Here is a 23,762-nt window from a genome sequence, read left to right as displayed (position 1 = left end):
GGGGTGACTCTTTAGTGTCAAAAATCAACACTGCATTGAAAAAGTCCAAGTATGTAATCGCTGTAGTATCGGATGAATCTGTTAAGAAATCATGGCCGATGAAAGAATTAAATACAGTTCTTGCAGCAGAAATTAGCTCAGAAGAAACAAAGCTATTACCTTTAATGGTGGGTGACGGTGAAGAACTGTTAAAAGAAATCCCGTTGCTAGGCGACAAGCTGTTTGTAAATTTTAACGACAATATTGATGAAATTGCCGATAAAGTAGAAAAGTTACTCCAGCGCTCATAGTGCTAACAAGCATTTAAGGTATCAAGATACTTTTTCTAATCTGGAACAAGTGTTTTAGAACGACAGACCTAAAACACTTCTGTCCAAAAGCAATTTAGAACCTTTTAAATGAAAACGTGCCAGGCTTTATGGCTGGCACGTTATGTTGAAGATTAATCTATCAGAATTCTCTGCATTCTATCTTGTAGCTTCTCAGCCGTCTGGTCTTTGAATGCTTTTAGGTTGTGTATCCTTGCATCAGCTGGGATGCATTTCTCTCGCAATACACTCAGCCATTTCCACACGTTTTTGCTTCGCTCCAGTTCTACAAATGTTGATTGAGGTATTCCTTGTATAACTATGAACACCAAGAAGGTTCCATAGAACGAATTCGGGCTTGTTGGCAGCTCTTCTGCCAACTTTGGCACATTGAGTGCCAGTTTTGACATTTCGTCCGCCTGAAGGTGGATCTAGATTATGTGCTACCAAAGCTTTCAGTTTTACATTCAGGATCAGCTTGGTTTTTGAGTGATTTAGCCCCTTTTTTATAAACACTTCAATTATATAGGGAAATTTAATAGTCCAAACTAATAGTTATAATGGTGGTCATAAATCGCTAAAAATAATCTAAAGATAGATCCATTTGATTTATTATGCGCTTTTTTGCAAGTGGCTGATTTCTGTGATTTTTTCAGATTTACAGTTTTTTCCTTGTTAGTTAGAGTTTGTTCAACCCAACTCCCTACTAAGGATAAAATCGTGTTAAATCAAAAACTAAAATCAAAACAGCGTTACATTACTTTCTCTGACTTTGTCGAAGTCTTCAAACGAAGTGTTCGAAACGCCCACCAGAAGTCTACGAAAAATGCAGACGATTCGAAGTTAAATCAATTGAACCACCATTTCGGTGAATACGATCTCGCAGAGATACAGCATGTAGATATCCTAGAGTGGATGGTTCACGTGGAAGAAAATAAACGTTATAAAAATAAAACATTGAATGAGTATTTTCGCCTGCTAAGAGCTGTATTCAATGTTGCTTTACACAATAAAAACATAACCGAGTCACCGATGGCTGGGATTAAAAATAGGCGCTTAGGTGAGTATGATTCTGCATTACCTTTTACTTTGAAAGAGCTAAGAACCTTTGAAAAAACGGTGACGGCTATTGAGAGTGGTAAAGCTCTTTGTCTTGTAATGGCATACAGTGGATTGCGAACATGTGAAGCTATCGCCTTAAGAACTTCAGATGTAGATCTGAAAAATAAGACTCTCACAGTTCAAAACTCTATGGTAATGGGTGAACTGAAATGTACAAAAACCGTACATTCACAACGCAAGATCCCTATCAATAGTAGTTTACATACTATTTTAAGGGAGCAACTCAAACGTGCAGCTAACCATGGCGAAGTGAAATTAAATCGCGTAGGTCGCGATGGTAAAACTCGCACTCAAGAGAAATGTGTTTTTCTGTTTACTGATCAAAACGGAAATCATTTCAGAGATGTAAAAGATGTCACTCAAAAGTTCTGGAAGAAGTTCATTAAAGACGCGGATCAATTGCATCTGAAAACATACTGTGAGTCGATCGAAGCAAGGGGCATTTCTCAGATGCGTCACACGTTCGCTAGCCACGCGTTGACAGCGGGAGTGAACAAGGATTGGTTGGCGAAAGTCATGGGACATGTTGATACAGAAATGATTGATAAAGTTTATGCGAAGTGGATCGTGGAAGATGCAGAAGACCAAACCAATATATTAGATCTGCATTTTAAGAAGAAAGCCGCTAACACGAACGGTAAAGATCTATTTGATGAGGTGGCATAATGGCTGGTAGTAGAAATCAGAAACCTACATCGTATCAATACCTGTTTATAAAGCATGGTGGTTTTGAATTTGCGTTGAGGGCTATTTGTGCTAGGAGGAGCTATGCAGCCTATACGCTTATTCTTTAGTATCGCTAACTTTACTTATAGTTCAATAGACAGAAAAGCCCTTAAAAACTCACTTGCTCACTCTTTGCGTATACCCCTTTTGCAGGTGAAGACTTTGGAATGGCGTGATGAACTTGCTGGTTGTAACCTGATTACTCGCTATGAGAAAACGGAAAAGCTGTCTCAGCTCAACGATGAAGAAAAGGAGGAGATTTTATATAATCTCCTACCAGAACCAAGGGTCGCTAACCGTGAGGTTAAATTAAAGAAACGGGCGCAATCTAAACGCAGACTAAAAAATGCAATTGCATCAGAGCTGAACCTTGGTAATCACGATGCTGCTAACTTAATGAAACGTTGGCATGAAGTGCGTGATGATCAAGCGATTCCGCCAAGCTGGTGGCGCAAGCTTCGTGATAACCCACCTGATATGGCGAGAGCTAAGCAGCGTATGTCAATGCTTACTGAGTATTTTGATTTACATAATGAGCTATGTGGATCTGAACCAAGATCTAATCAGGCGTATCTGCAAGAGGTCGTTTTCAAAATTCCACATCGCTGGAAAGTTGATACTAGTATTGTTCACCTGGAACAATACTCCGAAATGGTAACGGCATTCTATAGGGAATATTTTCCCGATTATGATGTCATCCTAGTCTTAAGTCATCATGACGAAAGGTTACTTAATACGGATACTGGTGCTCATTGTCATGTGTATGTCTCTACGCTAAATGAACAAACCAAGAAACGTGATTTACTAAAACAGCAGCGTATCGAAACAGCGAAATTTCAACGTTCGTTCGGCCCTGTGCATTCAACTGAGATGCTGCCTCTTGATGGAAAACTACAAGGCTGGCAGCTTTCAATTTCACAATATGAGTTTAACAGGATGTTTTACTCGTTTGTTAATCATCGATTTTTGAATAATCTTGGTTTACAGGCAGAATTTGCTCATGAAGAAGAGCGGCGTTCTGAGCAACGACGAATAATGAACGTTCAATCAACCTTACCAAAGTCACAACGAAGTTTTAATCTTGAAACGATGGTTCAAGAGGAAATTAAAAAGGAACGGTTGAATTTGGTCGAGATACAAGCATTACTGTCTTCGACAGAGAAGCAACTAGAAGAAAGTAGAGATGCGTTACTTATGGCGCAAATGTATCATACGGAAGAACTGGTAAGGTATGATTTGGAGATATTACAGAGTCGAGAAAAGCTAACGTTTCTGGAAGCTCAAATCGACGAGAAAGAGCAGGAATTAACTCTAGCTAAAGAAGCACTCGTTGCTATGAAAGCGCAGTTGTCAGAAGTGACCTTAAAGGTTAAGGCAACCATAGTGGCGTTGGTTGAGGCTAGTTTTATGCGGCTAGTAATGAAAGCAAGCAAGAGACCTGCATTGGTAGAAAAGTTTACCAATATGTTTCTCGACAACCTTAATGAAAGCCTTCCAGGATTTCTACAGCCGCTAGCAATTTCTGCTCAATCTCTAATGACTAGCAAGAAAGCAGAGAAAGTCTTTCGAGCTTCTATCTCTGAGAACGAACTTTCCTAACTAAAACCTGTCTTTTTTAACCATACCTAAAAGAGACAGGTTGCTCCTCACAAATCTCCATTTAAAAAACAGTTTAAAATAGACACTATTTTATAGACGGTTTAAAGTAGACAAAATGCCATTTTAGGGACATAGAAAATGATAAGAGCTTATTTAAGAGCCTCAACTGATGAGCAAGACTCTTCTCGTGCTAAGCAGGAGTTACGAGAATTTGTTAAATCCAAAAATCTACAGATTGCGTCTTTCTACCAGGAGAATATCTCTGGTACAGCAGCCGAGCGCCCTCAGCTAGATCGACTCATTGAAGACTCTGAAGATGGTGATGTTCTATTGATTGAAAAAATGGACAGATTGACGCGCTTACCATTCCAAGTATGGGAAACGCTGAAAGGGCGGATTAAGGCTAAAGGGATATCTATTGTTGTTCTCGACCAGTCTATGACCCACCAATCTCTCTCCAATGCTGACGTGTCAGTCTCGGCAATTCAGCAAGCATTAACAAACTTCATGTTGGATCTCGGTGCAGCTATGGCTCGTGATGATTACGAAACGCGCCAGAAGCGTGCTCAACAAGGCATAGCAAAAGCAAAGAGAGAAGGGCGCTATAAAGGACGACCTGTTAACGCAGAGACCGCACAAAAGTGCCGAACTGTTAATTTGCTTGTCTCTGACGGTGAAACTGTCAGTGCTGCATGTAAAGCGCAAGGCGTAGGTAGAGCAACTTACTACAAGTACCTATCTGCTCAACACTGAGGGTTAAATATACTCTATGGCGTATATACAGAAAATATACGCCATAGAGTATATGATGATTTGAATTACTGGGTAAAAGGAAGATAGAAGATGTACGTTAGTGATCCATCAGCGCTGGCAAACTGGATGCGAGAAGCAAGGCAAAACAGTGGATTGACACAAAAGCAGGCTTCAGAGTTAAGCGGGCTAAGGCAAGCAACGATATCTAAAATCGAAAATGACCCAGCATCTTGCACGATCGAGACCTTGTTACGCCTAGCTAGAGTCTATCAATTAGAGCTTCACCTGTTGCCTATTCTGGCTAAGGGTGAAGACTATAAGCACGAAATCTCTAAGTTAGAATGGTAAGTTATTACAACCTTGGCAATTATACTGCCGAAAATGAACTTTATGCTTGGCATAGTCGGTTATGACTACAAGCCTTACAGCTTATGTACTCTACTTAAATTTTTTCTTATAGAGCCAGTCTTTCATTTTTATGGCTTGAAGAGAATCTCGCCAGTTAAACCTTTAGTCATTCTGAATGTTAGAACAGTGCGCAATCAAATTTAATTCCAATCGTGCAATCGCACTCATCAATTCCTAGATACTAATCATCTATAAGTAAGGCCAGTGTCCTGCATTCATGGCATTGAGCTGATGATTTATTGATCACCATAGATCTGAGATTTACACCTGAATGTGCTAGCAAGAGCAAATCAACAAACAATATGAATCTGAACTCCTTATAAAAGACGGATTTTTATGCTGACGATCGATTTTATTGATCGATACTTTCGATCGACACGATCGATGTTTTCGATCGATCGATTTTGTTTGTTTTACGATAAAAATTATTACCCAACATAATAGACATCGTTAATGCTCATATGTGATAGGTTAGACATGCAACGTAAACTTTGATGCATATACTGAGTGTTGTGTCATTAGTTGTTGTTTTTATGTTGTTTTTGTAAGGATCGTGGGTTAAAGGCGTGCACTAAATTAGATGAAAGGGAGGAAAAGGATTTGGTTCCAGATAAGTTTAGATTCTCGGACCTAGTTGTAATTATTGCTGATGATTCGTCTGTAGTGATCAGTTCGTTGAAGTCTATGCTAATAAAATTAGGAATAGTAGATAGGAATCTGTATGTTGCGAAAACAGCTAGAGATGTGATTTTTTATGCCTCAAAAATCAAATTTGATGTTTACATAAGCGATTACAATTTTGGTAAAGGTATTAATGGCAAACAACTATTTGAAGAACTAGTCCATATTAATGCCATAGTTGATGATACAGTATTCATAATGATTACAGGTGAGAATTCAGCTTTCACTATAAGAGCAATAATAGAATTAAAGCCAGATGAGTATTTATTGAAGCCATTTAATATAATTACTCTTAAAAATAGGATTTCGTCTGCGATTAAAAGAAAAAAGGTATTACACAAATTATATTCATATGAAAAAAACAAAGACTATGATAATGGATTGCTATTGTGTGATGAATTATCACCATTTTATCCTGAATATTATTTTTTAATAGAAAAGTTTAGAGCTTCTTTCCTTAGCCTTAAAGATTTGCATCAGAATGCTAGAGTGGTATATGAAAACATTCTAAATAAAAAACAATTTAACTGGGCTAAAATAGGGTTAGCAAATGAGATGGGTAAAACAGGAGATTTAGAAGAAGCTACCGCTTTAATTGACGAGATGTTAAGAGTTACACCAGAAGATGTAAGTGTTCGGATGGGTGCTGCGAATATACGCTTGTTAAACGATGATGTACCGAGAGCGATAGCTGAATTAGAAATTGCGAGCAAATTAGTTCCTGGTAACTCAGAAAGGGAACTTGTTATAGTGAATCTTTGTCTATCTAAAAATGAGTTTTTTACAGCTTTGGAACGGTATGATCTTTATTTGAGAATAAATAAAGATACATATCGTGATGGTATTTATTCAAAAATAAATAACATAAGAGTTTTATTATACGCATGCAAGGGAAATAAAGAAAAATACAACTTAATAAATGAAGCTAAAGCAATACTATCTCAAGTGAGAAGTCATTTTGATAAGGATGTTCATGACGAGATTGAACTCTTATTGGCTCATATTGCGCTAGAAACTGGTAACTACAAACTCTCCATGAGCATTATAAATAAAGTGTTTAATAATAATAAATTAAATCATTTTTATGGTGCTTATCATTTATCTTGGTTGTTGAATGAACTGTGTTATGAATCAGAATTTTGTCATTCGATTAGAAGGTTAAATCTACTGATAGATAAAAACCAATCTAGCGCAATAATTCTTAGCAGTAAGATAGTGATGGAGTCTGAGTTGGTTAAATCAAATGAAGATAAGCTTCTATTTTTGAAGGAGAAACATAAAGAAATCAAAGTTAACATTTCTAATAGGCAAGAGTTAATTAATGTTTATTTAACTATAAAAAATAGATGTCCTTATATAAAAAGTGTAAATGTTAATATAATAAAACTATTGGCAAAATGCTGGCCTATAGGTTATTCGGCTCCTGAAGTATATAGTCTTATAGAATTTAGTAACCAATTTATCAGACATACTGTCGAGGAAGGGGAACTTAATAGTATTGACTATCAATCTATTTATGATGAGGCCTACTCTAAATGTAAGGAGCATTTAAATGAGTGTTAACAGATTTAGGTTTGTGTTATTTGTTGTTTTCGTTCTTAGTGCAGTTATATATATAGCTAAGTCTGTATGGTCAATGCAGCTAGAAAATAAAGACTATTTTTTCATGTTGATAACTTTTGTGTTATTTTTAGTTTGGTTCTGGTTTTTTGCATCATACCATTATTTACGGCACTCAATTGGTTTACTTGAAATGGCTGTTATATCACATGATGTTAGAGAGTCTGTTGGTATAAAAACTGAAATAAAAACGTTGCCAATCTTAGAACTGACTAATTCTATTAACACAATGTTGTTTAGGATTAGAGAAAAGTATGAAAATCAAAGTTGCGAAAATTCTATTGAAAACATAACTAGACTTCCAAACATAAACTGGGTAGGTAAAAACTCAAATCACGTAAGTGTAGAAGCATTTGTTATATTTGAAATTGAATCAATTAACGGTGAAATTGAGAGTTTAAAATATATTGAGTATGAAGTGTTTATACGTGAATTTATATCTGCATTAAAAAGTGTGCTCGGAGAGGATGTTTTAATAATATATGTTGAACAAGGTAAGTATGCAGTAGGGTTAGATAGTTGTTTTAGAATTGAACATTTTGTTGATCTAATTAAAAGTATTGGTACTTTTCCATTTGAAGTGTCTGGAAATCAAATATATGTGAACTTTTGGTTCGGTTCATCTGCTAAGACTGATATTAGTATGCGTATGGTTGATTTACTTGATGATGCCAAATTGTCATTGTATGAATCTAAACGAACTATGATTAGGCATGTTCATTTTGAATCCTCTATGCGTTATAACAGTCAACTTAAAGTCAGTAATTATAATAGATTAAAGAGTGCGATATTAAATAATGAATTTATGCCATATTTTCAACCGATTATAGACTTAGAAACTAATTCTGTTGTAGGCGCGGAATCGTTGGCTAGATGGATAGACCCTGAACGTGGAGTTTTAGGTCCTATAGAATTTATTTCTTTATCTGAAGATACTGGACTTATAGATCTTATCGGTTTGTCGATTCTAAGAGAATCACTAATTTGGTTTAAAAATAACGCTCAGTATGTAAAAGATGCTAATGAATTTAGTCTTCACGTTAATGTCTCAATAAAACAATTGATGAATAGAAATTTCTCAAAAGACGTTAAGGATATGATTTTTAGTTTAGGTTATTCTTATAAGAACGTTCACTTTGAGTTTACAGAGTCTATTTATATGGAGTCTGAAATGGTCATGAATAACTTAAATGAACTTTCAGATCTAGGAATTAAGTTTTCAATTGATGACTTTGGTACTGGTTATTCATCTTTCTCATATCTACGAGATATTAAGTTTGCGAGCCTAAAAATAGATCGTTCATTTTTATCTTCTGAGAACATTGAAATATTAAGGGCGATGATAACTATGGGTTCTTCGTTAGGGTGTGACATTATTTCTGAAGGTGTCGAGTCCAAAGAGCAGTGTGACATATTAAAAGAATTAGGTTGTAAGATGGCTCAAGGATTTTATTTCGAAAAGCCATTGTCAGGAAAAGAATTTTCCGAATTTATAGAAAACTCAAATTGTACAACATTGTAATTTAGAGTTTGAATCGAATTTAATTTATGTGTTTTTAAGGTTATTAAAGGTTGAGTTGTAATGTTCTCTTATTTGAATAAAAATGAATCAGACTTAAAAATGTCTGAACTTAAACAGTTATTAGATGATAAAGATCGGTTAATTTTAAGTTTGAAAAATGAAATCGAACAAAGTGATTATGTTTTGAAAGAATCTAATAATCAAAATTACATCCAATCATCGATCGTTAGTAACTTAATTAGAACTATGGGGTCATTGAATAGTATAAGAGATAACATTGCTCAATCAGCTAATGGACTCAAAGATTGTTTGGAGAATCACGTTAATGAACGTAGATCTGGATTAGACATATTGAGTGGCTTTAATGTTTCTATTGAGTCACTTATGAATCATTTAGATGAAAATAACGTTGCTATTGACGAATTGAATTTTAGCTCTCAGTTAATTGATAAGTTGGTTATCAACATTACAAGAATTTCAGAGCAGACAAATCTTTTGGCATTGAACGCTACAATAGAAGCGGCTCGAGCAGGAGAACACGGCAAAGGGTTTACTATTGTTGCTGGAGAAATAAGAACCCTAGCATGTAATGCATCTAAGTCAGCTAAACAGATTAATGATGTAGTTGAAACGATTAAAACCAGTTCAAGCTCCACCTCTCGTAGTTTTCGTATAATGGATCAAGAATGTAAAAAACTACACGCAAGTATATTAGAGTTGATGGAAATTGTTAGTTCGCTCATTATTAAAGCTGAAGACTTATTCTCTCTAGTTGAAACTAGTTACAGTTCTATATTTTTGCGACTGGTGCAATTGGATCATGTTGTATGGAAGATTAGTATCTATCAAGCCATTGACAATGGTTGTTTTGATAGCATTAATTTAACTAATCATAAACAATGTCGTTTGGGATGTTGGTACTATGAGGGTAGAGGTAAGCAGTATTTCCACGACTGTAGATCGTATAAGCAGTTAGAAAAACCACACGAAGAAGTCCATCTTTATGGTAAAAAAGCACTATCTTATTTTGCAAATAATGATCAAATAACAGGAATGGAGTATATCCATAAGATGGAGTCAGCAGCTGATATGGTTATGCGTTATTTAGATAAGCTCGAATTGGAAATCAATGCTAAACGCTGAGGGATCCCCTCATAATTTCCCCAAAGCACAACCATGTTTGAATAGATTTTGAGCAAGCAGGGTTGCAGCCGCGAGCAAGTCTTCCCTCGTTATTGTGTAGCCAGAATGCCGCAAAACTTCCATCCCTAAGCGCACTGTTGAGAGTACATTTCGATTTTTGACAGTGTTAGCTTGGAAGTGCTTATCCCAACCTTGTTTCTGACCATGAACTCCAGCAAGCCAAAATGTCAGTTGAAGCATTAGGGCGATTAGCAGCATGATATCAAAGCGCTCTGAGCTGCTAGTTCGGCTATGACGGAGGCCTAAACCGTAGGCTGGGCTTTTCAAGTCTCGGAAGGTTTCTTCAATTTGCATACGCTTCGAGTAGAGCCTAACAAGTTGCTTTGGTGTTCGGATTTCAACGGGCAAGTTAGTCGCTAAAACCCATGGTTCTTTTGTCGAAGCGGAGTAGATTTTAGGTGACGGATGATGACAATTAGTCCGTGTCGAACGCTGATTTTTTCGGCCTTTAGGACGTGATTTATACAGTGCAATTTGACATGAAATTGGGTTGCTCTTAGTCAACCTCTTATAGCCTAAAGTCTTTGAGCGACTTGAGGATATGCTATGTAAGTTGCTGATAGGTTGCCAGTTTTCCGCACCTAAATCTGCATATTGCACTTTCCCTCTGACTCGACTTAACCAGTACCAACCTAGCTTTTCAACGGATTTATACCATGGCACTTTAAAGCCAGCATCACTGACAATGAGCGGTGTAGTGTTACTCGGTAGAATGCTTGCAAGGTCGGCTAGAAATTGGTCATGAGCCTTCTTTGAACATTGCTCTGAAAGCGGAAAGGCTTTCTCATAAAGAGTAATAGAACGACCATGTAGTGCCACCGAAGCCCGCAATACCATAAGCCGTTTTTGCTCACGAATATCAGACCAGTCAACAAGAACAATGGGCATCGAATTACCTGAACAGATAAAGCTGGCATGCCAACGGTATACAGCGAGTCGCTCTTTGTGCAAGTGACGATTACCTAACAATCTGTCGATTCGTTTGATGTTATGTTTTGTTCTGGCTTTCGTTGGCAGGTTACGACCAAGTTCGGTAAGAGTGAGCGTTTTACATTCAAGTAATGCGTGGCAAGCCAGCGTTAAACTGTTGAGTCGTTTTAAGTGCAATTCAGGGCAGAATTGGTAAAGAGAGTCGTGTAAAATATCGAGTTCGCACATCTTGTTGTCTGGTTATTGATTTTTCTCAGAACCATTTGATCACATGACAAGATGTGCATCTACCTTAAATTTATGATTTTTATCAAAATCATTAGGGGATTCCTCAGTGCTAAACGCTAAGACTCATACTTAGTTTTTATCTATATAACTTAGCTAACTATTGTATTTCTAGGACAATCTAATAGAATTAGATGTGATTCATTGAAGGGCATGTGACTTTTCCTATTCCAACGGAAAAACTTCCATTGAGTCAAAGACTTTGATTTTTATAGGTTTCAGTGTAGATAGTTTTCAAATCCCTATCTCTCCGCCACATTCTAAGCCCTAGCAGAAATGCTGGGGCTTTCTCGTTTCTGAGTCTAAGTTTTTATTGCATGTTGTTGCCAATACAGGAAGTCGTACATTTCGATAATGCGTAAATAACGCGTTCGCTATTTCACAACGAAATTAAGGGGTAAACGCATTACCGACTGTAACTAAGATCAATGCGTTGCAGGTTGGCATCAATGTTTTGATCGCCTTTTAGGCGCTGCCACAGAGTTTCTAACTGCTGTAAACCTCTATCAGTTGGATAACGGGTAGGGGATTCGAGCAATTGCCATTGCCCCTCATCATCCATGGTCGCTAAAACAAATTGGAACGCGAGGTTGTTCGCCATACCAAGGCGTAAATCTGTCACGATCAGTTTGCCGTTTTCTTCTCGATAGTTGAGGAAATTATGCGAAAACGCTTTTAGGCCTTGCAGCGTTGGTGGCTTTTCTTCTAATGGCCAAGCTCCCAGAGGTCGAGAGATAAAATCGATATGTTGGTCGTGGTCTAACAGCGAGGCTAAGCCTTCCCAGTACTGGTCACCGTCTCGCACAATCACTCGCCATAACACGGTATTAAACGGTGTAGGCATTATAAGAACATGATCTGCGGGAATGTTTTGTGCGGATAGGTTTTGTTCTACTCGATCGTTAATATTTTGCTGTGCGACATAACCCCAACCCAGATAAAGAGTAGAGATCAACACAACGGCTTGGCACCATTTTCCACCTTGAGTTTTTGCTAGTAGGGCAACGATAATGGCGGCAATTAATGGCAAGGTATAAATAGGGTCAATAATAAAGATATTGCTGACTTCAAAATAGCCTTCGATTGGCCACAGTAGTTGCGTGCCGTAGGTTGTCATCGCATCGAGCAGTGTATGGGTTACCAGCACACTGATGGTCAGTATTGAGACTCGAGTGAAGGTCCAAAAAAGGTCGGGGCGTAGGCGAGTGTAGACCCACGCAAGCAGTAACCCAAAAGGGGGAAGGAGCAGCAGTGAATGGCTAAAACCACGATGTTTAATGGTATTGCTGATCGCATCGCCATAATCGAGTAGTACGTCTAAATCTGGCAATGTGCCAAGCGCTGCGCCCGCAAGTAATACTTTGGCATTGCATTTTTTGCCTGCAATCGCGCCAGCAACGGTTGCGCCAAGTGCGGCTTGGGTTATCGAATCCATGCGTGGTCTTCTCTTAATCGTTTTCTACACAAAAAGTAAAAATAAGGTGGCAGGTTGTGCTCGTCAATCTGTCGAGCAAAGAAGCCTGTTATCTTTACCTGATTTTACGTTGGGAGAACAATGAACCAATTTAATCGTATTGAAATGGTATTAAACCAGTCCTTTCAGTTTTGCTAAACCGTAAGCGGCGGTAGTCACACAGTCTTTTATTTCGCCGTTAATTAGCATCTGTTCAAACTGGTTAATCTCAAATGCTTGGCTGATGAGATCTTCCTCTTCTTGATCAAGTTGAGTGTTAGATTGGGTCAGTTCAGTGGCGAGGTAAATATGACAGGTTTGATTAAGAAAGCCATAGGCGATGAATTGCGAGCCTAGGTAAACCATCGTGTTGGCGATTAGCCCGGTCTCTTCTCTAAGTTCGCCCTTGGCGAGTTCAAGATGATCGGCATTTGGATTTGTTTCCCATGCACCTTGAGGCAGTTCCCAGTAGTTGCCTTGCACGGTATAGCGATACTGGTTAACCAGATGAATCTTGCCATTATTAATGGCGATAATGGCAGTACAATCAGGCTTGTCGACTACGCCATAAATGCCTTGTTTGCCACTTGCGCGTTCAATTTTATCTTCTCTCACGGACATCCAGTTATTTTGGTAAACGACGGTGGATGAAAGTTGTTTGATCGGTGGCATAGGGCGTCCAGTGGTTGTCTTTAATGGGCTTGGTAGTAAAACATATTATTGAATTGGGGGATAAAGGCTATTTTCAGTCTTAGTGATAATTTGTGATCTTGTGTTGCCACTTAGTCTTAGCAAAAAGCCACGACAGCGCAGTCGCATTTAGTCTCTTGGATAGACATCAAGCGCCGCTAGGCGCTTGATATTTTTTTATCTCTAAAGCAGCTATCTCTAAAGTAATTATGTTTAAAACAACCAGTGTGCAGTGCTAACTTACGATGCTTTGGCGGCAGTCATAATCGGCTGATTCTTACGCATCGCATACAAGCCGAATAGCAAGAACCAAGCGCCACTCACCGCAACCCCAATCCATGCAGAATGTGTGTAGCCAATCGCGATGTAGCCCAGTAGGGCGCCGAAGGCCACTGAAGTCGCATATGGTAGCTGAGTTAGGACGTGATCCATATGGTGGCAGCCTGCGCCAGTGGCTGACAAAATACTGGTGCTTGAGATAGGAGAGCTGTGGTCACCAAAGACCGCGCCGGCTAATACCGCAGCAAGCATCGGCAATAGCATTTGGATGTCACTGGCAGCGGCAATATCACCCGCCAATGGTAGCATGATGCCAAACGTGCCCCAACTGGTGCCTGTTGCAAAAGCCATTGCACAAGATAGGACAAATACGACGGCTGGTAGCATTTCAACTGGGATATTACCGTTTGCCATAGAGGCAAGGTACATACCCGTTTTCATGTCACGTACTACTGCACCGATAGTCCATGCAAAGAACAGAATCACAATCGCCGGCATCATGGCACTGATGCCTTGAGGCGCAGCCTGTAGCCACGTTTTTGCACTGAGTTTCAAGCGCAATGCCAGAGCGATAGAAACGACTAAGCTACACATCGCACCATAAACCAGAGAAGAACCGACATTGGTGTTCTCAAATGAGCCGATTACGCTAAATGATAGGCCTTTCTCTGTCAGTACTGCCGCTCCTGAGTCGATCATGAAGTACACGGTCGCCAATGTGAGCGTTAGGATCGGCAGAACCATATCGATCATGCCGCCGTTGCTGTTTTCAGGTGTTTCAATGTCTAGACCGGTTGGGCGACCACGAGATTCATCCCACAATTTACCTTCTAATGCCCATTCTTCATGCTTGCGCATTGGGCCGATGTCGAGCTGAAATGCAATTACGCACAGCACCATCACTAAAGTAAACACCGCGTAGAGGTTCATTGGGATCATTTCGACGAAGGCTGAAATTGGGCTTTGGTCGGTCACGCTATGTGCCGCCATGATGCCGCCGATCAGCGCGATGATGTAAGCGCCCCATGAAGAAATCGGCATCAAAACACACACTGGCGCAGCGGTTGAGTCAAGCAGGTAAGCCAGTTTGGCTCGTGAGATTTGGAAACGGTCGGTTACAGGGCGACAAATCGCACCCACAGAAAGGCTGTGAAAAAAGTCATCAATAAAGAAGATGAACACCATCAAACCGGTTAGAGATTTTGCACTGCGGCGATCTTTACAACGAACCGCCGCCCAGTCTGCGAAGGCTTGAGTCGCGCCAGATACGCTCATCAAGCTGATCAACGCCCCTAACAACAGCATGAAGATGATCATGTTGGCGTTTTCGCCGTTCAATGCCCCATCGGCCCAAACGAGGTTGAGCACCTTATCGAACAAGTAATGCGCGGTTTCAAGTGGGGAATACTGGTTTAACATCAGTGCACCCGCAGTGATGCCAGCTCCGAGCGACAGCAATACGCGACGCGTCGTCACGGCCAGAATGACCGCTAAAACTGGCGGCACAATAGACAATAAAGAGTCTGAATAATTTATGAGGTTCATAATCTCAACACCTACAACAACAAGGTGGAGATCTACCGAAAAGAGGTGTAACGAAGACGTCAGAAGGAATGACAAAGACTTGTTACCCCTTCAGGTAGCGCTCCATAGGAAAAATACTATGGCAGTTCTGTGCCTATTCGACACAGACCCAGCAACTGAGCGTGATAACTGCAGCCACTTCGGCGCTGACTCCTTTCTCCGGCATCATCGGGATCATCCTCCGCACGGGTACTGATAGGCAGCGCGCCTCTACTGATTAAGGGTTTACCGCGACATAATAGCAGCCAAGTGGCGCAAAACAAGCATTATGTATTGCTTGGATAGAACAATAACTGAAAGCGCTGATTGCTGAACTTAGCATAGGAAGAGGATTTGGTGTTCTCTTCAAGTTTGTACTGGTGGGCTTTATTTTAGTCGACAAGAATACTTATGGTGCTTCTTAATCTTCTTCTATGTTTGTTCGGCATATTGAATGATCAATTTTTGAGCTTGGTGTTCATTCAGTTGTATGCGGTTGATAAGCCTTTGTAATTGTTCAGGTCTAGGTGTCTTACTCTGCTTGATTTGTTCTTCTATTTCCCGTGCCTGATTGGCCAAAGTGGGTAAATCAAAACTTAGTGCAATCCCTTTGGTGGCATGCAAGGTGGTCTTGAGTGATGTTAAGTCTTTGGCGATAAAGAAAGTAATCAGATCATCTATTGATGTCTTAAATTCATTTACGAGCCCTTTGAGTAAATTCGCCAAGGCGTCAGGACTTTGTGAAAGAGAGTGAATCACTTCTGAGTGGCTTAATTCTTCTTCTACAAGGCTCAGTTTCTCAATTGTATGGCGCTGAAGTTGGTCTTGACTTAGGTGGCTCTTGGTCTGATAGTCTTTATTTTGATTGGGTAAGCGGTAGCCAAATAGCGCTAGTGCATCGATAAAGTTTTGTTGGCGCAACGGCTTAGTTAATACATGATCGGCACCCGCTTTGATAAAATCATCGTGTGTCTCACTAAAGACATCCGCGGTATAAGCGAACAATAGCGTTTTTATGCCTAATGTATCGCGAATAAAGCGTGTTGCATCGACGCCATTCATCTCGGGCATATGGTTATCCATTAGGATGATGTCATATTGATTTTCTTTAGCTTTCTGTATTGCTATTAGGCCGTTATCCGCAATGTCGACGGTAAAACCGAGTGCTTCACAAAAGCCTTTTGCGACGACTGCGTTTACGTGATGATCTTCGACCAGCAAAATATGCCCGCTGATTTCATTTAAGTGCTTAATAGCAGGTTGTTCGACCTGTTTTGTTGCCGCTTGTTGTTGGCGCCAATGGAGAGGTAAATCAATACAGAATTGAGTACCACTTCCTTCAATACTGTTTACGGTAATGCTACCGCCCATCAAGTCAATCAGTTGTTTTACAATCGCTAATCCAAGGCCTGTACCGCCAAACTTACGTGTCGTTGAGGTATCAGCCTGCTCGAAAGGGTTGAAGATTGATCTTTGTAAGTGCTGTGGAATACCGATACCGGTATCTTTTATCGAGATGATTAGATGCTCTTTTTCTTTCTCGTGTGTGATTTCAATTAAAATATGACCAACGAGGGTAAATTTGACTGCATTACCAACTAAGTTGAATAAAATTTGGCGTAGTCGCGCTGCATCACCAATAAATTCGATATCGTCGGCTATGTTACTTTGAATCAATAAGGTGATATTTTTTTCATCAACAAGTGGTTGAATGGTGCTGCGAACGGGTTCGATAATTTGTGCTAACTTGAAAGGGCTGTTTTCTAACTCCAGTTTGTTTTCTTCCACTTTGGAAAAATCTAGAATGTCATTGAGTAAGGTCATTAAGTGACGACCAGAATCGAGAATTAAATCGATGCGCTGCTTGGTTGAGGTTTCTTTAGTCTCATTGGCAATGATTTGAGAGAGTCCTAAAACACCGTTCATTGGTGTGCGTATCTCGTGACTCATTGTGGAAAGAAAGTCTGTTTTAGCTTTAGCGGCGGCTTGCGATTTTTCACTTTCCTCCTTTAATTTCACTGTGTAGTCACGCATCTTTTTATCATTTTTAACTAAATTTAATGACATGAGTCTAAAGCTGCGACTTAGCTGAGATATTTCATCGATTCCACCTGGTTGCTCAACCAAATCGAGCATTGAGGCACCTTTATCCAGATTGCCGAGAGAGACTTGTTGTGTCGCATCGACGAGTCGATTAATGCGCCGCTTTATACGAGAAGCGACCAAAATAGCCACGATGATTGAAACGCCTGCCGATAAAAAGGTGCCAATAACCAGTGTTAAGCAAGTCTTGTGAGCGGATTCTTCCGATTTGGTGGTTCGAATCGTATTGAGTTGTTTTTCTGTGGAAATAAATTGGTCAATTTTTTCACGAATAGTATCCACTAGATGCTTGCCGGTTTTGCTTTGAATCAAATCAATGACACTTTGCATTGACGCTTGCTGTTCACTGACAAGGCGACGTTGATTGATTTCCGCTTCACCAGCCATTGTTAGCCATTGGCGGTACAATTCATTAATAGCCTTTAGGCGTTCAACTTGTAATGGATTATCAGAGACTTGCTGTGAAAGGGTTTGCCATTTTGAATCCCAAACCTTACGGGCATCCTTATAGGGGGCTAAAAAGTCATCATTTCCGGTAATCAGATAACCTCTTTGACCAGTCTCCATGTCAATGATCAGATTTAACAGTTCATGAGCCCGCGTTATTGCGGTATGGGTATGATTAACCCAGCGTTGATCTTCAACCATTGAGTTAGTGTTGTTGTATACGGTAATGGAGACCAAAACCATCAGTAAAACAGGAAAAGATAGACTCGCTAGTAATCTTTTCTGGATGGTTAGATTATCAAACCAACGTGAAAACCGCATACTCTCTCCATGTGTAAGGCAGGCTCATCAGAATTGTAGGATAAATATATAGTTTTGTTGAAATTTTATGAGTGATTATGTATATCAATAGCGTCCTCTTTATCCTTTAAATATGACTAAACTTGGCTCTAATTAGTGTATTTAGTAGGAGATTTGGTGAAAGTCATTCTATTTAGCTTCGTTGGGGGGAGAAAAAATTAAACAGAGTGCCGATCTCTATGGTTAGTGCTCCCCTTTGGCAGGATAGTTGGGACGAACCTGAACCTTAGTTAGCGATATTAGTAGAAGTATATTGGCAGGTATCACCAATGTTGATGCAGGAACAAAAGAAAAGCCCGCGATAAAGTTAGCGGGCTTAAAGGTTTAGACCAGTCGAATTGTCTATCGTTCGAATGAGTATTGACTCAACCTTCGCTAAGTAATCCCTTAGTTAGGATTGCAGAGTTATTCTCGTGCGAGTAAGTCTTGCAGTGTCGGAAGGGCTGTCATTGCGCCTTTTTGCGTGGTTGCTAACGCACCACAAATATTGCCCCAGCGCACAGCCTTCTCGATAACTTCGGTGTTGCACCAACCAGAATGCTGCGACAATTGTGCTAACACACCACAGACAAATGCGTCTCCCGCTCCTGTGGTATCAATCACATCAACAGAAATGCCACTGATGACGCGTTGCTCACCACTAAAGACCACAAGGGCGCCTTGTGAGCCTAAAGTCACGATCACTAAAGGTATATTATAAAATTCGATGGCGGCTAACCCTTGCGCTAAATCGGCACTGTCGGTTAAAAAGAGCAGCTCTTCTTCGGAAAATTTGACCACGTCCGCTAAAGCTATAGCCTGCATGACAACGTGTTTTATCTCAGAGGGATCTCGCCAAACTTCATTACGCAAGTTTGGGTCAAAACAAACAAATCCGCTTGCAGCTTTGATGGCAGACAGTGCGTATAGAGTCGCGCTTCGGCTCGGTTCATTTGCCAAAGAGATTGAGCAGGTATGCAACCATTCTCCTGCTGAAAAAACGGGAATATCCGACTTTTCGACAAACTGGTCGGCACTTGGTTTGACCATAAAAGTGAATGTGCGCTCTCCGGTGTTATCCAAATCGACTAATACCGTTGAAGTGCGTTGCGCTGTATCTAGCTGAAGGTGAGATACATCGATCCCCTCAGCGCTTAATGTTTCACGCATAAATACACCAAATGGATCTTGCCCAACTCGACCAAAGAAGGCGCAATCACCACCTAAGCGCGCAATACCCACGGCTACATTGGCAGGCGCACCACCGGGGCATTTTAAATAGGTCGTTGATGTCTCAGGTATCAAATCGACGACGGCATCACCTGTTAGCCAAACTTTATTCATCTTATTCTTCACTTTAATAAAGCAGCCCAAAAGCGACGTTTTGGGCCGAAACAATGTCGTTAAAACAATAGCTTATAATAGGAGTTATTGGCTGTTAGTTTGATCTCTTAATGGGATTATAAATGCGCGTTAACATAAATGAGGTCGCAAATGCGCTTACGATCACCGCTAAGTAGCCAAGTACTGCTGTAAGGGAATTTGAGTAGAGCAAGATACCTGGGATAAAGGTAATGCCCATACCCGTTGCGCTGATATTTAGCACGTAAGTGACTAATCCACCAACCGCGCCACCAATCATGCCGAAGAAAAACACTTTGCCATATTGCAGGTTTACCCCAAACAATAGTGGTTCAGTAATACCAAACAGAGTCGACATGGATGCGCCATACGCATTGCTCTTTTTCTGTTTGTTCTTTAACAGTGTCGCGACCGCGATTGCAGCCCCAAATTGACCTGCCATTGAAGCCGTGCCAAGCGGTTGTAGTGGGTTTAAGCCCGTGTCATTCAACAAACCGATTTCAATCACCCCCAGAGCATGATGGAGGCCAGTAATGACAATCATCTGTTGGAATGCACCATATAGGATGTAACCAAAACCGAGTGGTAAGTCTAACGCCATGCGAACAAGCGATGTGCAGCCATGCTCAATGCTTTGCAGTAGAGGACCAAAGCCAAATAGGATCACTACAATCGCAATCGTAATGGTCATAAACGGGGTAATAATTAGGTCCATACTGGTTGGAACAAATGTGCGCAGCTTTCGCTCTAGATAAGAGGTGAACCAACCGGCGAAGATGGCGGGTAAAACCGTACCTTGATAGCCCACCAATGGGAAAGAGAACCCAAACAAAGTGACCATCATTGGTTCTGCGCCACCACTGGCAACCGCCCATGCGTTTGGCAGTTGTGGGGCGACCATCATCAAGCCAACCACGATAGCGATAACAGGGTTACCACCAAATTTCTTCGAGGCAGAAAAAGCAATCAACACCGGTAAGAAGGCAAACGCAGTGTCCGTTAGCATGCTAAATAGGGCTAATAATTCTGGTGAGAACTCAACACCGGAATGCAGCAGCATGCCACGCAAGCCCATTAGCAAGCCCGTTGTCACGAGCGCTGGAATAAGTGGAACCAGAATGTCTGCGAGCGTGCGAACCACTTTTTGGCTGGTGGTCATATCAGAAAATGCGTCTTGCTTAAAATCGGTGCCTTCTGTGGCACCGCCAAGCTTTTGTTTCAATGCATTATAGACGTGAGTGACCTTGCCAGTACCTATAATGAATTGGTGTTGGCCTGATTGATAAAAGTAACCACTGATCTGCTCGATGGATTTGGCTTCGTCAACATTGACTTTGTCATTGTCTTTCAAAATTAAGCGTAAGCGTGTTGCACAGTGCTCTGCGTTTTTAATGTTACTAATGCCGCCGATACTATTAAGTACTGAGGGATCCCCTCATAATTTCCCCAAAGCACAACCATGTTTGAATAGATTTTGAGCAAGCAGGGTTGCAGCCGCGAGCAAGTCTTCCCTCGTTATTGTGTAGCCAGAATGCCGCAAAACTTCCATCCCTAAGCGCACTGTTGAGAGTACATTTCGATTTTTGACAGTGTTAGCTTGGAAGTGCTTATCCCAACCTTGTTTCTGACCATGAACTCCAGCAAGCCAAAATGTCAGTTGAAGCATTAGGGCGATTAGCAGCATGATATCAAAGCGCTCTGAGCTGCTAGTTCGGCTATGACGGAGGCCTAAACCGTAGGCTGGGCTTTTCAAGTCTCGGAAGGTTTCTTCAATTTGCATACGCTTCGAGTAGAGCCTAACAAGTTGCTTTGGTGTTCGGATTTCAACGGGCAAGTTAGTCGCTAAAACCCATGGTTCTTTTGTCGAAGCGGAGTAGATTTTAGGTGACGGATGATGACAATTAGTCCGTGTCGAACGCTGATTTTTTCGGCCTTTAGGACGTGATTTATACAGTGCAATTTGACATGAAATTGGGTTGCTCTTAGTCAACCTCTTATAGCCTAAAGTCTTTGAGCGACTTGAGGATATGCTATGTAAGTTGCTGATAGGTTGCCAGTTTTCCGCACCTAAATCTGCATATTGCACTTTCCCTCTGACTCGACTTAACCAGTACCAACCTAGCTTTTCAACGGATTTATACCATGGCACTTTAAAGCCAGCATCACTGACAATGAGCGGTGTAGTGTTACTCGGTAGAATGCTTGCAAGGTCGGCTAGAAATTGGTCATGAGCCTTCTTTGAACATTGCTCTGAAAGCGGAAAGGCTTTCTCATAAAGAGTAATAGAACGACCATGTAGTGCCACCGAAGCCCGCAATACCATAAGCCGTTTTTGCTCACGAATATCAGACCAGTCAACAAGAACAATGGGCATCGAATTACCTGAACAGATAAAGCTGGCATGCCAACGGTATACAGCGAGTCGCTCTTTGTGCAAGTGACGATTACCTAACAATCTGTCGATTCGTTTGATGTTATGTTTTGTTCTGGCTTTCGTTGGCAGGTTACGACCAAGTTCGGTAAGAGTGAGCGTTTTACATTCAAGTAATGCGTGGCAAGCCAGCGTTAAACTGTTGAGTCGTTTTAAGTGCAATTCAGGGCAGAATTGGTAAAGAGAGTCGTGTAAAATATCGAGTTCGCACATCTTGTTGTCTGGTTATTGATTTTTCTCAGAACCATTTGATCACATGACAAGATGTGCATCTACCTTAAATTTATGATTTTTATCAAAATCATTAGGGGATTCCTCAGTATTAAGTATCTCATTGGTAATTGCATCATAGTTCATAGTGTTTACCTAAATCTTATTAATATATTGTAGGGTTGCTTTTATCTCAGCAGTTTCATCAAACGTTATTTTTAAATATTGATTTCCGTTTGATGGGAAAAATAGTGACGTAAATACATTTCGTCCTTGGTCTGAAAATAGTTCGATAATACTTTGGTCACAGGATAGGGTTAGAGCACTGCTTTTTTGAGTTAATGTACAAGAACGAATAGAACCAAATTCATATTCTTTTGAATTATGATTGTAATTGGTTCGATCCATTACAAGCTTGTTGTTTTCATTGTCGACAGTGAAAATAAATTCATGGTCAAAATCATCAAAAATAATAATCGATAGATTTGATGTTTGAGCGTAATCAATGTCGAGTGAAAATGACAAAGACTCCAATCTAATCACTTCACCACTTGCTAGTTCTGAACTTGCCAAACTTGGCTCGGCATTGTGTTCATTCATCGGCACTAGGGTTTGATGAAGCTTATTATCTTGAATCGATAATTTTCTTGGTGCAGTTAAGCAGTTAACCCAACCATATTGCTCTGATGGCAAATTATTATCTGTGCCAGCCCAGGCGATTAACGTTGGTTCAATGGGCGAATTGGCCATTGTTTGCGGTGCATAGAAATCAAATCCACGGTCAAGCTCATCCCAGTGAGTAACGGTGAAAGTGAGTGATGCCCAATCAATCTTGCCAATGCAGTACACAACGTTATAGCGGTTGTGGAATTTTTCTTGCTTTGGTGAAATGCCTTGCGGAGAAAAAATCAGAACATCTTGGCCATCAACCTCAAGTAAATCAGGGCACTCGAACATAAATGCTTCATTAAAGTCGGCATCAATATCGATTGATAACTCACCTTTTAAAGACCAATCAATCAAGTTATTTGAGCAATAGATAATGATTGAACCTTTTAAATCTTTTTCTCGCTGTGCGCCAAGTAGCATGTAATAAAGATCGTCTTTCTTAACGATTTTAGGGTCTCTTACATGGCCGGTATAACCTTTCGGGAACGACGAGATAATCGGATTATGGGACGATTTTTCGACGCGATTATCTTTATGCAAAGCCGCAAGGCATTGATTCGCATCACGCTCATTACCGTGTTTTACGTTGCCGGTATAAAATAAATATGCTGAATTATCTTCAATAAAGGCCGCACCGGAATAAGCCCCATGTGATTCGTATTGTTCAATCGGTGTTATTTTACTTCCATGCTCTTGCCATGAATATAAATCATGTGAGGTTAGATGCATCCAATGTTTCATGCCGTGAATAGTGCCAAATGGATACCATTGGTAAAATAAGTGATATTCATTGTTGAAATAACAAAATCCATTTGGATCGTTTAATAGCCCATGAGGAGGAGTGACGTGAAAGATTGGACGATATACGCTGTTGCAGCGAATTTTGTCAAAATTTTCATTTTCTTCTCTGGTAGCACTATTAATTGTTTTGTATTTTTCTAAATCCACTGTGATACCCGATAACTAATTTGTTTGGGTGATAATAGGCATTCCTTATCGCTTTAGAAACCAGTTGCCAGAATCTATCGTTAAGTAAGTTATCATTACCGTGGGTTGGTG

18 protein-coding genes and 1 riboswitch are annotated in these 23,762 nt (G+C 40.4%); of the genes, 8 read left to right on the top strand and 10 right to left on the bottom strand.

From position 1 onward, the window contains the following. The first annotated feature begins 14 nt into the window (after nucleotides 1-14). Nucleotides 15-290 carry a toll/interleukin-1 receptor domain-containing protein gene (locus RJD38_RS21115; protein ID WP_367971588.1) on the top strand — a complete coding sequence of 92 codons (276 nt, stop codon included), beginning with the start codon at nucleotides 15-17 and terminating at the stop codon, nucleotides 288-290. 152 nt (nucleotides 291-442) lie between these two features. Here RJD38_RS21115 and RJD38_RS21110 read toward each other — a convergent pair whose 3' ends face one another. Then, entirely contained in the window at nucleotides 443-718 is a 276-nt protein-coding gene (locus tag RJD38_RS21110) for a hypothetical protein (protein WP_367971587.1), read from the bottom strand. 310 nt (nucleotides 719-1,028) lie between these two features. Here RJD38_RS21110 and RJD38_RS21105 point away from each other — a divergent pair, with 310 nt between their 5' ends. The 7 genes from RJD38_RS21105 to RJD38_RS21075 all read left to right on the top strand — a co-directional run bounded on the left by RJD38_RS21105 (nucleotide 1,029) and on the right by RJD38_RS21075 (nucleotide 9,882). Beyond that, nucleotides 1,029-2,096: a tyrosine-type recombinase/integrase gene (locus RJD38_RS21105; protein WP_367971586.1), complete on the top strand. Its 1,068-nt coding sequence runs from the start codon at nucleotides 1,029-1,031 to the stop codon at nucleotides 2,094-2,096. Nucleotides 2,097-2,198: 102 nt separating this feature from the next. Then, on the top strand, nucleotides 2,199-3,755 hold the full coding sequence (locus tag RJD38_RS21100) for a hypothetical protein (RefSeq protein WP_367971585.1): 1,557 nt from the start codon (nucleotides 2,199-2,201) through the stop codon (nucleotides 3,753-3,755). Nucleotides 3,756-3,893: 138 nt separating this feature from the next. Next, nucleotides 3,894-4,508, top strand: a complete 615-nt coding sequence (locus RJD38_RS21095; protein ID WP_367971584.1) for a recombinase family protein — start codon at nucleotides 3,894-3,896, stop codon at nucleotides 4,506-4,508. A gap of 90 nt (nucleotides 4,509-4,598) precedes the next feature. Continuing rightward, on the top strand, nucleotides 4,599-4,856 hold the full coding sequence (locus RJD38_RS21090; protein WP_367971583.1) for a helix-turn-helix domain-containing protein: 258 nt from the start codon (nucleotides 4,599-4,601) through the stop codon (nucleotides 4,854-4,856). Between the two features lie 660 nt (nucleotides 4,857-5,516). Continuing rightward, complete coding sequence (locus tag RJD38_RS21085) at nucleotides 5,517-7,160, top strand: response regulator (protein WP_367971582.1); 1,644 nt, start codon at nucleotides 5,517-5,519, stop codon at nucleotides 7,158-7,160. Then, nucleotides 7,150-8,739 (top strand): EAL domain-containing protein, encoded by a 1,590-nt coding sequence (locus tag RJD38_RS21080; protein ID WP_367971581.1) that lies wholly within the window; start codon nucleotides 7,150-7,152, stop codon nucleotides 8,737-8,739. Before RJD38_RS21085 ends, RJD38_RS21080 begins: the two co-directional genes overlap by 11 nt. A gap of 99 nt (nucleotides 8,740-8,838) precedes the next feature. Next, the gene (locus RJD38_RS21075) at nucleotides 8,839-9,882 is read left to right on the top strand and encodes a methyl-accepting chemotaxis protein (protein ID WP_367971580.1); all 1,044 of its coding nucleotides are present in this window, start codon (nucleotides 8,839-8,841) and stop codon (nucleotides 9,880-9,882) included. Nucleotides 9,883-9,891: 9 nt separating this feature from the next. On the opposite strand, the gene RJD38_RS21070 is transcribed toward RJD38_RS21075, so the two are convergent. The 9 genes from RJD38_RS21070 to RJD38_RS21030 all read right to left on the bottom strand — a co-directional run bounded on the left by RJD38_RS21070 (nucleotide 9,892) and on the right by RJD38_RS21030 (nucleotide 23,651). Further along, entirely contained in the window at nucleotides 9,892-11,100 is a 1,209-nt protein-coding gene (locus RJD38_RS21070) for an IS4 family transposase (protein WP_032073033.1), read from the bottom strand. 463 nt (nucleotides 11,101-11,563) lie between these two features. After that, nucleotides 11,564-12,592 carry a metal-dependent hydrolase gene (locus RJD38_RS21065; protein ID WP_367971579.1) on the bottom strand — a complete coding sequence of 343 codons (1,029 nt, stop codon included), beginning with the start codon at nucleotides 12,590-12,592 and terminating at the stop codon, nucleotides 11,564-11,566. 150 nt (nucleotides 12,593-12,742) lie between these two features. After that, complete coding sequence (locus RJD38_RS21060) at nucleotides 12,743-13,282, bottom strand: NUDIX domain-containing protein (protein WP_367971578.1); 540 nt, start codon at nucleotides 13,280-13,282, stop codon at nucleotides 12,743-12,745. Nucleotides 13,283-13,540: 258 nt separating this feature from the next. Then, the gene (locus tag RJD38_RS21055) at nucleotides 13,541-15,124 is read right to left on the bottom strand and encodes a Na+/H+ antiporter NhaC family protein (RefSeq protein ID WP_367971577.1); all 1,584 of its coding nucleotides are present in this window, start codon (nucleotides 15,122-15,124) and stop codon (nucleotides 13,541-13,543) included. A gap of 87 nt (nucleotides 15,125-15,211) precedes the next feature. Next, nucleotides 15,212-15,384: riboswitch (Lysine riboswitch) on the bottom strand. 190 nt (nucleotides 15,385-15,574) lie between these two features. Continuing rightward, complete coding sequence (locus RJD38_RS21050) at nucleotides 15,575-18,013, bottom strand: CHASE3 domain-containing protein (protein ID WP_367971576.1); 2,439 nt, start codon at nucleotides 18,011-18,013, stop codon at nucleotides 15,575-15,577. Between the two features lie 444 nt (nucleotides 18,014-18,457). Then, nucleotides 18,458-19,375: an aminoimidazole riboside kinase gene (locus tag RJD38_RS21045; protein WP_367971575.1), complete on the bottom strand. Its 918-nt coding sequence runs from the start codon at nucleotides 19,373-19,375 to the stop codon at nucleotides 18,458-18,460. A 94-nt stretch (nucleotides 19,376-19,469) separates the two neighbouring features. Then, entirely contained in the window at nucleotides 19,470-20,804 is a 1,335-nt protein-coding gene (locus RJD38_RS21040) for a PTS transporter subunit EIIC (protein WP_367971680.1), read from the bottom strand. 24 nt (nucleotides 20,805-20,828) lie between these two features. After that, nucleotides 20,829-22,037 carry an IS4 family transposase gene (locus RJD38_RS21035; protein WP_032073033.1) on the bottom strand — a complete coding sequence of 403 codons (1,209 nt, stop codon included), beginning with the start codon at nucleotides 22,035-22,037 and terminating at the stop codon, nucleotides 20,829-20,831. A 153-nt stretch (nucleotides 22,038-22,190) separates the two neighbouring features. Further along, entirely contained in the window at nucleotides 22,191-23,651 is a 1,461-nt protein-coding gene (locus RJD38_RS21030; protein ID WP_367971574.1) for a glycoside hydrolase family 32 protein, read from the bottom strand. Between the last annotated feature and the right edge of the window lie 111 nt (nucleotides 23,652-23,762).

It is taken from the genome of Vibrio scophthalmi (assembly GCF_040869025.1).
GTDB classification, from domain to species: Bacteria; Pseudomonadota; Gammaproteobacteria; order Enterobacterales; family Vibrionaceae; genus Vibrio; species Vibrio scophthalmi.
Note: the sequence above shows the minus strand (reverse complement) of the source record. Positions and strands in the feature narration are given on the sequence as shown.